The organism is Streptomyces sp. STAM6 (assembly GCF_054963715.1).
In genome coordinates, this window is sequence record NZ_JBUEFZ010000004.1 from 301,901 (window position 1) to 314,068 (window position 12,168).

At 70.5% G+C, this 12,168-nt stretch carries 13 protein-coding genes; 7 read left to right on the top strand and 6 right to left on the bottom strand.

Going from position 1 to position 12,168, the window contains the following annotated elements; all coding sequences use genetic code 11:
- Nucleotides 1-75 precede the first annotated feature (75 nt).
- Nucleotides 76-342, bottom strand: a complete 267-nt coding sequence (locus ACY34K_RS08055) for a protealysin inhibitor emfourin (RefSeq protein WP_462745254.1) — start codon at nucleotides 340-342, stop codon at nucleotides 76-78.
- A 9-nt stretch (nucleotides 343-351) separates the two neighbouring features.
- Nucleotides 352-1,419: a M4 family metallopeptidase gene (locus ACY34K_RS08060; protein WP_462745256.1), complete on the bottom strand. Its 1,068-nt coding sequence runs from the start codon at nucleotides 1,417-1,419 to the stop codon at nucleotides 352-354.
- A 291-nt stretch (nucleotides 1,420-1,710) separates the two neighbouring features.
- On the opposite strand from ACY34K_RS08060, the gene leuA reads away from it, so the two are divergent.
- Nucleotides 1,711-3,468 carry a 2-isopropylmalate synthase gene (gene leuA / locus ACY34K_RS08065; protein WP_462745258.1) on the top strand — a complete coding sequence of 586 codons (1,758 nt, stop codon included), beginning with the start codon at nucleotides 1,711-1,713 and terminating at the stop codon, nucleotides 3,466-3,468.
- Between the two features lie 192 nt (nucleotides 3,469-3,660).
- Entirely contained in the window at nucleotides 3,661-4,323 is a 663-nt protein-coding gene (locus ACY34K_RS08070; protein ID WP_462745494.1) for a TerB family tellurite resistance protein, read from the top strand.
- Nucleotides 4,324-4,605: 282 nt separating this feature from the next.
- Here the strand turns inward: ACY34K_RS08070 and ACY34K_RS08075 are convergent, their stop codons facing one another.
- Nucleotides 4,606-5,982: an FAD-dependent oxidoreductase gene (locus ACY34K_RS08075; RefSeq protein WP_462745260.1), complete on the bottom strand. Its 1,377-nt coding sequence runs from the start codon at nucleotides 5,980-5,982 to the stop codon at nucleotides 4,606-4,608.
- A gap of 215 nt (nucleotides 5,983-6,197) precedes the next feature.
- Here ACY34K_RS08075 and ACY34K_RS08080 point away from each other — a divergent pair, with 215 nt between their 5' ends.
- The 5 genes from ACY34K_RS08080 (at nucleotide 6,198) to ACY34K_RS08100 (ending at nucleotide 9,750) form a co-directional block, all read left to right on the top strand.
- Entirely contained in the window at nucleotides 6,198-7,013 is an 816-nt protein-coding gene (locus ACY34K_RS08080; protein WP_462745262.1) for a hypothetical protein, read from the top strand.
- Between the two features lie 480 nt (nucleotides 7,014-7,493).
- Nucleotides 7,494-7,709 carry a hypothetical protein gene (locus ACY34K_RS08085; RefSeq protein ID WP_462745264.1) on the top strand — a complete coding sequence of 72 codons (216 nt, stop codon included), beginning with the start codon at nucleotides 7,494-7,496 and terminating at the stop codon, nucleotides 7,707-7,709.
- A gap of 58 nt (nucleotides 7,710-7,767) precedes the next feature.
- Nucleotides 7,768-8,514 (top strand): DNA repair protein RecO, encoded by a 747-nt coding sequence (recO, locus tag ACY34K_RS08090; protein WP_462745266.1) that lies wholly within the window; start codon nucleotides 7,768-7,770, stop codon nucleotides 8,512-8,514.
- A gap of 25 nt (nucleotides 8,515-8,539) precedes the next feature.
- Nucleotides 8,540-9,415 (top strand): isoprenyl transferase, encoded by an 876-nt coding sequence (locus tag ACY34K_RS08095; RefSeq protein ID WP_462745269.1) that lies wholly within the window; start codon nucleotides 8,540-8,542, stop codon nucleotides 9,413-9,415.
- Nucleotides 9,412-9,750 (top strand): hypothetical protein, encoded by a 339-nt coding sequence (locus tag ACY34K_RS08100; RefSeq protein WP_462745272.1) that lies wholly within the window; start codon nucleotides 9,412-9,414, stop codon nucleotides 9,748-9,750. The genes ACY34K_RS08095 and ACY34K_RS08100 overlap by 4 nt, the downstream gene beginning before the upstream one ends.
- 211 nt (nucleotides 9,751-9,961) lie before the next feature.
- Here the strand turns inward: ACY34K_RS08100 and ACY34K_RS08105 are convergent, their stop codons facing one another.
- The 3 genes from ACY34K_RS08105 to ACY34K_RS08115 all read right to left on the bottom strand — a co-directional run bounded on the left by ACY34K_RS08105 (nucleotide 9,962) and on the right by ACY34K_RS08115 (nucleotide 12,136).
- Nucleotides 9,962-10,387, bottom strand: coding sequence for a Fur family transcriptional regulator (locus tag ACY34K_RS08105; protein ID WP_462745274.1), 426 nt, complete (start codon nucleotides 10,385-10,387; stop codon nucleotides 9,962-9,964).
- A 94-nt stretch (nucleotides 10,388-10,481) separates the two neighbouring features.
- Nucleotides 10,482-11,375, bottom strand: coding sequence for a metal ABC transporter permease (locus tag ACY34K_RS08110; RefSeq protein ID WP_462745276.1), 894 nt, complete (start codon nucleotides 11,373-11,375; stop codon nucleotides 10,482-10,484).
- 2 nt (nucleotides 11,376-11,377) lie between these two features.
- Entirely contained in the window at nucleotides 11,378-12,136 is a 759-nt protein-coding gene (locus ACY34K_RS08115) for a metal ABC transporter ATP-binding protein (protein ID WP_462745278.1), read from the bottom strand.
- Between the last annotated feature and the right edge of the window lie 32 nt (nucleotides 12,137-12,168).

The window sequence follows — 12,168 nt, forward strand, 5'->3', positions numbered from 1 at the left end:
GCGGGCGGGGGTGTCCGAGCAACCGCGGCAGCAGGGCTTCTGCCGTCGGTCGGTGCCCCGGGCCCGCCGACGGGCTCACGCGCCTTCTCTGAGCACGCGTGCCACCAGCTCCCGCTGGGCCTGGGTGAGCCGGGGGTCGGCGCAGTACACCGTGCGCCCGTCGACCGTGATCTCGTACGCGAAGCCGTCCGGCACCCCGGCCGTCGGCGCGTCCCGGCCGTCGGCGAGCGCCGCCTCGGCCAGGACGTGCCACTCGCGGGCGTCGGGCCGCCCCGAGGTGTTCACCTCGGCGCGGCGCTCGATCCCCGCGAAACCACCCGTGCGTCTCACCCGAATACGCATGGGGTCTGTCTACTCCGTCGGCAGCCCCACCGTCGACCAGGCCTTCACCAGCGCGTCGAGTTCCTTGCCGTCCGCGCCGAAGCGCTCCCGCGCCGCCTCGACCGTCAGCCGCGAGAAGTCGGCGAAGTCCGCGTCCACCGCCAGACGGCCGCCGGCCAGCACGTCGTACCAGACCTGCCCGGCCCGCTCCCAGGCGTGACCGCCCAGCGCCGTGGCGAACAGGTAGAAGGCGTGGTTCGGGATGCCCGAGTTGATGTGGACTCCGCCGTTGTCGCTGCCGGTGTGGACGTAGTCGTCCATCGTCGCGGGCTGCGGGTCCTTGCCGAGGACGTCGTCGTCGTACGCCGTGCCGGGCGCCTTCATCGAGCGCAGTGCGACGCCCTCGACCTGGTTCGCCAGCAGCCCGGCGCCGATCAGCCAGTCCGCCTCCTGCACGGTCTGGCCCAGCACGTGCTGCTTGACGAGCGAGCCGAAGACGTCCGACATGGACTCGTTGAGCGCGCCGGGCTGCCCGAAGTAGGCGAGGTTCGCGGTGTACTGCGTGACGCCGTGGGCCAGCTCGTGGCCGATGACGTCCACCGGGATGGTGAAGTCCAGGAAGATCTCGCCGTCGCCGTCGCCGAAGACCATCTGCTCGCCGTTCCAGAAGGCGTTGCCGTAGTCCCGGTCGTAGTGCACGGTCGCGTCGAGCGGCAGGCCGGACCCGTCGATCGAGTTGCGCCCGTACACGTCGCGGAAGAGGTCGAACGTGGCGCCGAGCCCGGCGTGGGCGCGGTTCACCGTCGCGTCCTTGGTCGGCTCGTCGCCCTCGCCCCGCACCTTCTTGCCGGGCAGGGCGGTCCGGTGCCCGGCGTCGTAGACGGTGCGCTGCGGCTTGTCGAGAGGCGTGTCCTTGGCCAGGGGCACCGCGGTGGCGCCGACGACCGTGGTCAGCCGGCGGCCGGTGCGGTTCGCGGCGTCCGCGACGAGCGTGCGGCGGGCGGCCGCGGCGATCGCCGGGTCGGAGGACCGGGCCAGCCGGTCCAGCAGGTGCGGCGGCACGATCGTGCAGTACACGGGATGCGAGGGGGCAGTCATCCTCGCAATGTGGCACCGGGTCACTATGCTGTCACTACCTGCGACCATGATTGATGAAAAGGAGTGATAGGTCACTGTTTGACCGTTACCTCGGACGAATCCCGCATACTGAAACAGCACCTCCCCTCACGGTGTTACTCGGCTAGGCTGCTTCGCATCATGCGTTTCGGGCTGCTTCTTCTTAGCTGCCGCGGCGAGGGCCTGTAGTCGTAGGCCGACCCCCTCCCCGCGGGATCCGGTGCTGCCCCCAGTCGGCCGTCCCCCTGTTGGACATCCGAGGAGCCCTACGCAATGTCTCAGCCCGTTGGCCGCCCCACACCCCTCACGAACGCGGCGCACTTCCAGAAGCCCTCCGGGATGCCGATCCACAAGTACGGCCCGTACGAAGCCGTGGACATCCCCGATCGCACCTGGCCCGAGAAGCGCATCACCAAGGCCCCGCGCTGGCTGTCCACGGACCTGCGGGACGGCAACCAGGCCCTGATCGACCCCATGTCGCCGGCGCGCAAGCGCGAGATGTTCGACCTGCTGGTACGCATGGGCTACAAGGAGATCGAAGTCGGCTTCCCGTCCTCCGGCGAGACCGACTTCGCGTTCGTCCGCTCCATCATCGAAGAGGGCGCGGTCCCCGAGGACGTGACGATCTCCGTCCTGACCCAGGCGCGCGAAGAGCTGATCGAGCGGACCGTGGAGTCCCTGCGCGGCGCCCACCGCGCCACCGTGCACCTGTACAACGCCACAGCGCCGACCTTCCGCCGGGTGGTTTTCCGCGGCTCCAAGGAGCAGGTCAAGCAGATCGCGGTGGACGGCACCCGGCTGGTCATGGAGTACGCCGACAAGCTGCTGGGCGACGAGACCGTCTTCGGGTACCAGTACAGCCCCGAGATCTTCACCGACACCGAGCTGGACTTCGCCCTGGAGGTCTGCGAGGGCGTCATGGACGTCTGGCAGCCCGAGGAGGGCCGCGAGATCATCCTGAACCTGCCCGCGACCGTGGAGCGCTCGACGCCCTCCACCCACGCGGACCGGTTCGAGTGGATGTCGCGGAACCTGTCCCGCCGCGAGCACATCTGTCTGTCGGTCCACCCGCACAACGACCGCGGTACGGCGGTGGCGGCGGCCGAGCTGGCGATCATGGCCGGCGCCGACCGTATCGAGGGCTGCCTGTTCGGCCAGGGCGAGCGCACCGGCAACGTCGACCTGGTCACCCTGGGCATGAACCTGTTCTCGCAGGGTGTCGACCCGCAGATCGACTTCTCGCAGATCGACGAGATCCGCCGGACCAGCGAGTACTGCAACCAGATGGAGATCCACCCGCGCCACCCCTACGCGGGTGACCTGGTCTACACCGCCTTCTCCGGCTCCCACCAGGACGCCATCAAGAAGGGCTTCGACGCGATGGAGGCCGACGCCGCCGCCGCGGGCAGGACCGTCGACGAGATCGAGTGGGCCGTGCCGTACCTGCCGATCGACCCCAAGGACGTCGGCCGCTCCTACGAGGCCGTCATCCGCGTCAACTCGCAGTCCGGCAAGGGCGGCATCGCCTACGTCCTGAAGAACGACCACAAGCTGGACCTGCCGCGCCGGATGCAGATCGAGTTCTCCAGGATCATCCAGGCGAAGACCGACGCCGAGGGCGGCGAGGTCACGCCGAAGGACATCTGGACCGTCTTCCAGGACGAGTACCTGCCCAACCCTGACAACGCCTGGGGGCGCATCCAGCTGCGTTCCGGCCAGACCACCACCGACAAGGACGGCACCGACACGCTGACCGTCGAGGCGGTCGTGGACGGCGCCGACGTGGTGCTGACCGGCTCCGGCAACGGTCCGATCTCGGCGTTCTTCGCCGCGCTGGCCGCCATCGGCGTGGACGCCCGGCTGCTGGACTACCAGGAGCACACGATGAGCGAGGGCGCGTCCGCGCAGGCCGCCTCGTACATCGAATGCGCCATCGACGGAAAGGTGCTGTGGGGCATCGGTATCGACGCCAACACCACCCGGGCCTCCCTGAAGGCCGTCATCTCCGCAGTGAACCGCGCCGCGCGCTGACCGACGGTACGTCCTGTGGCCCGAACCCCGTCCGCGTCCCGCGGACGGGGTTCGGCCATGTCTGCGGGGTTCTCACGACGAGGTGCTGACGCCACATCATCGATGTGGCTAACATCACGCCAGCGCGGCAAAGTGGCCGAGGGTCTGCGGAGGTGTGACGTGCGGCGAGCACGAAGGTCACAAGTGCGACAACTGCGTATCTGCTCGATTTCCACCTCTTGGAACACCGTCGGTGACGGGGAGTTCTTCTGCCCCGGGTGCGGCGGGGACCGCAATTACCGCCGTCGTACCGGCCGCCGCCGCCTCACGCTGTTCGGCGTCCCGCTGATGCCGCGCGGCATCGCCGGACCGGTCGTCGAGTGCGCCGCCTGTCACGGCCACTTCGGCACCGACGCGCTCGACCACCCGACCACCGCCCGCTTCTCCGCCATGCTCCGCGACGCCGTGCACACCGTCGCCCTCGCCGTGCTCGCCGCCGGCGGCGTCTCCTCGCGCTCCGTCCTGCAGACCGCGGTCAGCACCGTCCGCGCCGCCGGGTACGAGGACTGCACGGCCGACAGCCTCACCTCGCTGATCGAGGCGCTCGCCGCCGACACCGGCCGTTTCGTCAGCGACTCCACAGGACCGTGCGGCGCCGCGCTCGCCATCGAGCTGCACGAGGCCCTGGAACCCCTCTCGCCGCACCTCGCCCCCGCCGGCCGGGAATCGATCCTGCTCCAGGGAGCCCGGATCGCCCTCGCCGACGGCGCCTACAGCCAGGACGAGCGGGACGTCCTGACCACCGTCGGCAACGCCCTGCGGCTGTGCGCCGACGACACGACCCGCCTGATGGAGGCGGCGCGAGCGCCGTTCTAGGGCGTGTTACGGACGTAGCGTCGTCCGCCCGGCCGTCCTCGTCGCCTCCGGCACCGTCACCGATACATGCCCTGCCTGCTCGCCGCCCCCTCGACAGCAGCCGCGGAACGGGACCGACGGCCGCGGCACCACCGAGATCGCCGAGGCGCCGGGCCTCCGCACGCGCACGGCGAAGACGCACGTGAGCCGCATCCTGGGCAAGCCCGGAGAGCGGGACCGGGCCGGACTCGTGATCCTCAGCTGCGAGTCGGCCCGGTCGCGCCCGGCATGACTGCCGGGTGACTACTCCGGCGTGACGGCGTTGCTCGCGCGCAGCATGTCCTCGCGCTCGACGATCTTCACGCGCTCGCGGCCCTGCGGCTCACCGAGCGCCTTCTCGGCGGCGTCCAGCGCGTACCAGCCCTCCCACGTGGTGTACGTGAGGCCCTTGCCCTCCAGGAAGGACACGACCGCGTCCTCCTCGGGGGACTCCGGCGTGAGCAGTCGGCCCGCGAAGTGGTCCTCGAGCAGATGGGCCACGGTCTCGTTGGCGTCGCCCTTGGTGTGGCCGATGAGGCCGACGGGCCCGCGCCGGATCCAGCCCGTCACGTACGTGGACGGCAGGTGCTCGCCGTTCTCCTGCATGACGCGGCCGCCCTCGTCCGGAACGGTGCCGCTGGCGGTGTCCCAGGGGAGCTTGGGCAGCTCGTCCGACAGGTAGCCGACGGCGCGGTAGACGGCCTGGACGTCCCAGTCCGTCGTCTGCCCCGTGCCCTTCACACTGCCCGTGCCGTCCAGCTCGGTGCGCTCGGTGCGCAGCCCGACGACCTTGCCGTCCTCGCCGAGGATCTCGACCGGCGACTCGAAGAAGTGCAGGTACAGCTTGTGCGGGCGCTCGCCGATGTCGCGGATCGCCCAGTTCTCCAGCGTCTTGGCGACCATGTCGGTCTGCTTGTTCTTGCGCCGCTCGGCGATGGAGCCGTCGTCGTAGTCGATGTCCTCGGGGTTGACGATGACCTCGATGTTCGGCGAGTGGTCCAGCTCGCGCAGCTCCATGGGGCTGAACTTGGCCTGGGCCGGTCCGCGGCGGCCGAAGACATGGATCTCCACGGCCTTGTTCGCCTTGAGCCCGTCGTAGACGTTCGGCGGGATCTCGGTCGGCAGGAGTTCGTCCGCCGTCTTGGCGAGGATGCGGGAGATGTCGAGGGCCACGTTGCCGACGCCGAGGACGGCGACCTTCTCCGCCTCCAGCGGCCAGGTGCGCGGCACGTCCGGGTGGCCGTCGTACCAGGAGGCGAAGTCGGCGGCGCCGTAGGAGCCGTCGAGCTCGACACCGGGGATCTTCAGCTCGCGGTCGGCCATGGCGCCGGTCGAGAACACCACCGCGTCGTAGAAGGCGCGCAGGTCGTCCAGGTGGATGTCGGTGCCGTAGTCCACGTTGCCGAACAGCCGCACCTGCGGCTTGTCGAGCACCTGGTGCAGGGCGGTGATGATGCCCTTGATGCGCGGGTGGTCCGGGGCGACGCCGTACCGGATCAGTCCGAACGGCGCCGGCATGCGCTCGAAGAGGTCGATCGAGACCCCGGGGTCGGCGGCGGCATCGGACTTCAGCAGCGCGTCGGCGGCGTAGATCCCGGCAGGGCCGGCGCCGACGATCGCTACCCGCAGGGGGCGGGGCATGACAGATTCCCTTCGAGCGAGGAATGACCGGTGACATTAACCGATCGATCAAACCCTAAGTAAGGCTCGCCTCACCTCGGTACCCGCCCCCCACCTATGACCTCATAAGTTGATCTTATGCCTCCTATTGGCCTGTCTTTGGGGCGATGACTCGCGTGCGGGGTCCCCACGAGCGAGGCTTGAGGCAGACCCATCGGAGAAGGGGCGCGACTGCCATGAACGCCGCCACGACGGAACGGACGCGGGGCGGGCGGGGCGCCGGGTTCCTGGAGAACCCGGGCGTCGGCCTGTCCCCGTGGATCGTCTTCGCCGTCGTGGTCGGCGAGGACCGGTACGAGCTGGCCGTCGCCCTGGCCCTCGGGATCTCCCTCGTACTCGTCATCGCGAGCCGCTTCGTCCGCCGCGGCACATCGGTGAAGATCATCGAGCTGGCGGACGTCTCCTTCTTCACTGCGATGGCGGTCGTCGGCGTCCTGGCCTCCGACGGCACCCTGCGCTGGCTGGAGACCTACGCGGACGAGCTCTCCGCGATCGCCCTGACCTTCTTCGCGGTCGGCACCATGGTCGTCCGCAGGCCCTTCACGCTCCAGTACGCCCGCGAAAGGGTCCCCCGGGAGCGCTGGGGCACCCCCGCCTTCCTGCACGCCAACTACGTGATCACCGGGGCCTGGGCGCTGTCCTTCCTCGTCACCGCCCTCGTCGGCGGCTTCGGCGACCTCGTCCTGCGCAACCCGGAGAACGTGTGGACCGCGTGGATCATCCCGATCGCTGCCTACATCGGCGTGCTGCGGTTCACCGAGTGGTACCACCAGGTCGCCCGGGCCCGCGTACTCCACGAGCCCGAGCCGCCGGTGCGGCTCCTGCTGACCCCGTTCGTGGCCATGCTGATCCCGATCGGGATCGTCGTACTGGTCTTCGACGCGGGCGCCCAGTGGTTCGGTGTCATCCTGATGATCCTGGGCCTCACCCTGGCCCGCGCCCTCCGCGGCGACGCGGCGCTGGACCACTACCCCAAGCGCCGGGTCAAATAGCCCGTTCGAGCCGCTCGGCCGTCAGGCCGCTCCGCCCGTGGGCGGCCGCGGCACGTGCTCGTGCGGCATCGCCCAGTGCTCCGGCCTCACCGGGTTCATCCCGCCGCCTGCCGGGACGACGGTGCGTTGGCCATGGATCAACGCCCTTGTGGTGCCCCGCAGTTGTAGCTCTTGCGCATCTGCCCATGCTACGGAAGCGCTCCCACCCTGGGGGCAGTAAGCGGGAAATGGATTCGGAGAGGACAGCCCGGGTGAAGGAAGAACCGAGCGGCCGGAGGGCGTGACCATCGAAGCGGCGGAGGAGGCGGTGATGGAACTGCGTGCGGCGCCGAAAAGGGCCGGGACCGTGCTTCCGTCCCTGGGGCTCGACCCCGTCACCTGCGCCGCCGAGCCCCCGCCGCCACCGATCGAGTGGGGACGTTGCCCGGTGGAGACGGCGCGGCGGCCGGCCGCCCCGATGCCGGGGGAAGGTGGCCGGGGATGAGCCAGCCCGTGGGGACGTACGTCGTCGAGCTGCGCACGGGACGCGTCGGACGCGTCATGGGGCACGTGGGGCCGTATCTGCAGCTGAGACCCGTCGGGGGCGGGCGTGAGTGGGACTGCCCGCCGGACGGCGTGCGGCCGGCGACCGACGCCGAGCGGCTGCGTGCGGCGACGGCCTACGCGAACGCCCGCAGCCGGGGCGAGGTGCCCTGAAGGGGCCGTCTCCCGGGTCCCGGCCCGGGCCGCCCCGCGCGTACGGGAGAATGGGTCCATGAGTCTGTTCCGCGACGACGGCATCGTGCTGCGCACCCAGAAGCTGGGTGAAGCGGACCGCATCATCACGCTCCTCACGCGCGGTCACGGGCGCGTGCGGGCCGTCGCGCGCGGAGTGCGCAGGACCAAGTCGAAGTTCGGCGCCCGGCTGGAGCCCTTCTCGCACGTCGACGTGCAGTTCTTCGCGCGGGGCTCGGAGCTCGTCGGACGCGGCCTGCCGCTGTGTACGCAGAGTGAGACGATCGCCCCCTACGGCGGCGGCATCGTCACCGACTACGCCCGCTACACCGCCGGTACGGCCATGCTGGAGACCGCCGAGAGGTTCACCGACCACGAGGGCGAGCCGGCGGTCCAGCAGTACCTCCTGCTCGTCGGAGCCCTGCGCACCCTTTCGCGGGGCGAGCACGCGCCCCATCTGATCCTGGACGCGTTCCTCCTGCGCTCGCTGGCCGTCAACGGCTACGCGCCCTCCTTCGAGGACTGCGCGCGGTGCGGGATCCACGGCCCGAACCGCTTCTTCTCCGTCGCGGCGGGCGGCGTCATATGCGGCGACTGCCGGGTACCCGGCAGCGTCGTACCCTCTGCGGAGGCCGTCGGTCTGCTCAGCGCACTGCTGACCGGGGACTGGGAGACGGCGGACGCGTGCGAGCCGCGCCACGTCAGGGAGGGGAGCGGACTGGTGTCCGCGTATCTCCACTGGCATCTGGAGCGGGGGCTGCGGTCCCTTCGGTACGTCGAGAAGTAGCTAGGTATAGGAGAAGTGAGCCCGCATGGCACGACGTGGATTCCTGGGCCGGTCCCGCCGCGACTACGAGACCCCGGAGCCGCACCCGTCGGGCGCGCGCCCGCCGAAGATCCCCGGTGAACTGGTGCCCGGTCACGTCGCGATCGTCATGGACGGCAACGGCCGCTGGGCGAAGGAACGCGGCCTGCCGCGCACCGAGGGGCACAAGGTCGGCGCCGAGCGGGTGCTGGACGTGCTCCAGGGCGCGATCGAGATGGGCGTCGGCAGCATCTCCCTGTACGCCTTCTCCACCGAGAACTGGAAGCGGTCGCCCGAAGAGGTGCGCTTCCTGATGAACTTCAACCGCGACTTCATCCGCAAGACCCGTGACCAGCTCGACGCGCTCGGCATCCGGGTGCGCTGGGTGGGCCGGATGCCCAAGCTGTGGAAGTCGGTCGCCAAGGAACTGCAGATCGCGCAGGAGCAGACCAAGGACAACGACCGGCTGACTCTGTACTTCTGCATGAACTACGGCGGGCGGGCGGAGCTCGCGGACGCGATGCAGAAGATCGCCGAGGACGTGAAGGCGGGGAAGCTCGACCCGTCGAAGGTCAGCGAGAAGATCATCCAGAAGTACCTGTACTACCCGGACATGCCGGACGTGGACCTGTTCCTGCGGCCCAGCGGTGAGCAGCGCACCTCCAACTACCTCCTCTGGCAGAGCGCTTACGCCGAGATGGTCTTCCAGGACGTGCTGTGGCCCGACTTCGACCGCCGGGATCTGTGGCGGGCCTGCCTGGAGTACGCCTCCCGGGACCGCCGCTTCGGCGGGGCGATCCCCAACGAGGAACTGCTGAAGCTGGAGAAGCGGGAGAACGAGCAGGGGCAGCCGCAGGAGACGCCGCAGGGCAACCCGGCGTGAAGGCGGCGCGCGGCTGCGCCGTCGCCGCAGTGTTCCTGTTCGCCCTGCTCCTGACGTGGCTGAGTTTCGCCTGGACCGTCGAGATGGAGACGTTCGCCGGCCTGCGCGACAACGACGCCCCCTTCGTGGTGCTCACCGGCTTCCTGGCGGCAGGGGCGGCCGCCGGGGGACTGGCGCTCGCGGGGCCCCGCTCGCGCCCCGCCCTCGTGGCCGCCGCCTGCGTGGCGGCCCTGCTGGCATGGCGGGCCTACACGCTCGCGCCGGTGATGCACTGCTGGGACCACAACAGCGTGGGACGCAACGACGACGGCACCTACGACTGCTTCGACCGCTAGGGCGTGTTCCGAAAGTGGCGTCGTCCGCCCGGAGGGCGGGGCCGGGGGCGTCTGGTGCGTGCGAGCGCACGGCGGAGGGTGGGGATACCTCCCGCGCCCCCAGGCGCAGGGGGAGAGAGCGCAGCGGGCTGCGCCGACTCCCCGCACGCTCGGCCGGACACGGCGGTGGCCCGCGTCCCCCCGCGGGGATGCGGGCCACCGCCGCACGTCGTCAGGCGTTCTTCGCCGCCGCAGCGCACTCCACGCACGTGCCGAAGATCTCCACCGTGTGCGCCACGTTCACGAACGCGTGCTCCGCCGCGATCGCCTCGGCCCACTCCTCGACCGCCGGGCCCTCGACCTCGACCGCCTTGCCGCACATCCGGCACACGAGGTGGTGGTGGTGCTCACCCGTCGAGCAGCGGCGGTAGACGGCCTCGCCGTCGCTGGTACGCAGCACGTCGACCTCGCCGGCGTCGGCGAGGGACTGCAGGGTGCGGTAGACCGTCGTCAGGCCCACGGAGTCGCCGCGGTGCTTGAGCATGTCGTGCAGCTCCTGCGCGCTGCGGAACTCGTCCACCTCGTTCAGCGCCGCCGACACGGCAGCTCGCTGCCGGGTCGACCGGCCGCGTACGCCGGGGGGTCCAGCCGTCGCCACAGGTGCCTCCTCAACACTCGGCCCGCTCCAGATGTCCGGACCATTCTGCCAGGCCCCCCTGAAGGCTCGATCAGGGTCGGGTGCCGGGCCGACATCAGACCTTGACGTCGTCCGCCCGGCCACGGGCGTCTCCCGCGCCCACATCACAAGTGTCCGCCCGGGCCCGCGCTGCCCGCGCACGGCGCCTGGCCAGCGGCGTGGCCAGCACCGTCAGCACGATGAACACCGCGATCGCCAGCAGGACGATCGTCGCGCCCGGCGGCACGTCCTGGTAGTACGACGTCACCGTGCCGGCGAGCGTCACCCCCGTACCGATCAACACCGCAAGTACGAAAGTCGTGCGGAAGCTCCGCGACAGCTGCTGTGCCGCCGCCACCGGGACCACCATCAGCGCGCTGACCAGCAGCAGGCCGACGACCCGCATGGCGACCGTGACGGTCACCGCGGCCGTCACCGCGATCAGCAGGTTCAGCACCCGTACCGGCAGGCCGGTGACGCGCGCGAACTCCTCGTCCTGGCTCACCGCGAACAGCTGCCGCCGCAGGCCGAGCGTGACGAGCATCACGAACAGGGCCAGCAGGCAGATCGCGACGACGTCCTCCTCGGAGACCGTCGACAGCGAGCCGAAAAGGTACGAGTTGAGATTGGCGTTCGAGCCGGTCGGCGACAGGTTGATCAGCATGACGCCGCCCGCCATGCCGCCGTAGAACAGCAGTGCGAGCGCGATGTCGCCGCGGGTGCGGCCGTAGGCACGGATCAACTCCATCGTGACGGCACCGGCGATCGAGACGATCGTGGCCATCCACACGGGGCTGGTCGACAGCAGGAAGCCCAGGCCGACGCCGGTCATCGCGACATGGCCGATGCCGTCGCCCATCAACGCCTGCCGGCGCTGCACCAGGTAGATGCCGACGGCCGGCGCCGTGATGCCGACCAGGACGGCCGCGAGCAGCGCCCGCTGCATGAAGGCGAGCTGGAGGATTTCCATGATCAGGTCAGCAGTCCCGTGCGGAGCGGCTCGTCGGCCGCATGCGGATGTACGTGGTCGTGGCCGGGCAGCGCGTGCTGGCCGACGGCCTCCGGGGGCGGCCCGTCGTGGACCACGCAGCCGTCGCGCAGCACCACGGCGCGGTCGATCAGCGGCTCCAGGGGACCCAGCTCGTGCAGTACCAGCAGAACCGTCGTACCGCCCGCGACCTGCTCGCGCAGGGTTCCGGCGAGGATCTCCTGGCTGTGCAGGTCGACGCCGGCCATCGGCTCGTCCATGATCAGAAGCTCGGGGTCGGAGGCGAGCGCGCGGGCGATCAGCACCCGCTGGTGCTGGCCGCCGGACAGGGCGCTCACGGAGTCCTTGGCGCGGTCGGCGAGCCCGACGAGCTCGATCGCGCGCTCCACGGCCGCCCTGTCGGCCCGCGAGGGCCATCCCAGCTTCGTACGGGACAGCCGGCCGGAGGACACGACCTCGCGGATCGTGGCCGGCACGCCGCTGGCGGCGGTGGTGCGCTGGGGTACGTAACCGACGCGCGCCCAGTCGCGGAAGCGCTTCAGTTCCTTGCCGAACAGCGAGATCGAGCCGTCGGTCAGCGGCACCTGGCCGATCACGGAGCGGACGGCGGTCGACTTGCCCGAGCCGTTGGCGCCGAGCAGCGCGACGACCTCACCCTGGTGGACGGTGAGGTCGACGCCGCGCAGCACGGGGCGCGAGCCGAGTGTGGCCGTGGCCCCGCGGACGGATATGACGGGCTCCATGGCGTGCGCCTCCGATGCGTGCGTGCGGGAAG

Bases quoted from the DNA above. Each gene is read 5' to 3' on its own strand.
- ACY34K_RS08055 (WP_462745254.1), bottom strand. From the start codon at position 342: ATGCGTATTCGGGTGAGACGCACGGGTGGTTTCGCGGGGATCGAGCGC.
- ACY34K_RS08060 (WP_462745256.1), bottom strand. From the start codon at position 1,419: ATGACTGCCCCCTCGCATCCCGTGTACTGCACGATCGTGCCGCCGCAC.
- leuA (WP_462745258.1), top strand. From the start codon at position 1,711: ATGTCTCAGCCCGTTGGCCGCCCCACACCCCTCACGAACGCGGCGCAC.
- ACY34K_RS08075 (WP_462745260.1), bottom strand. From the start codon at position 5,982: ATGCCCCGCCCCCTGCGGGTAGCGATCGTCGGCGCCGGCCCTGCCGGG.
- ACY34K_RS08080 (WP_462745262.1), top strand. From the start codon at position 6,198: ATGAACGCCGCCACGACGGAACGGACGCGGGGCGGGCGGGGCGCCGGG.
- ACY34K_RS08085 (WP_462745264.1), top strand. From the start codon at position 7,494: ATGAGCCAGCCCGTGGGGACGTACGTCGTCGAGCTGCGCACGGGACGC.
- recO (WP_462745266.1), top strand. From the start codon at position 7,768: ATGAGTCTGTTCCGCGACGACGGCATCGTGCTGCGCACCCAGAAGCTG.
- ACY34K_RS08095 (WP_462745269.1), top strand. From the start codon at position 8,540: ATGGCACGACGTGGATTCCTGGGCCGGTCCCGCCGCGACTACGAGACC.
- ACY34K_RS08110 (WP_462745276.1), bottom strand. From the start codon at position 11,375: ATGGAAATCCTCCAGCTCGCCTTCATGCAGCGGGCGCTGCTCGCGGCC.
- ACY34K_RS08115 (WP_462745278.1), bottom strand. From the start codon at position 12,136: ATGGAGCCCGTCATATCCGTCCGCGGGGCCACGGCCACACTCGGCTCG.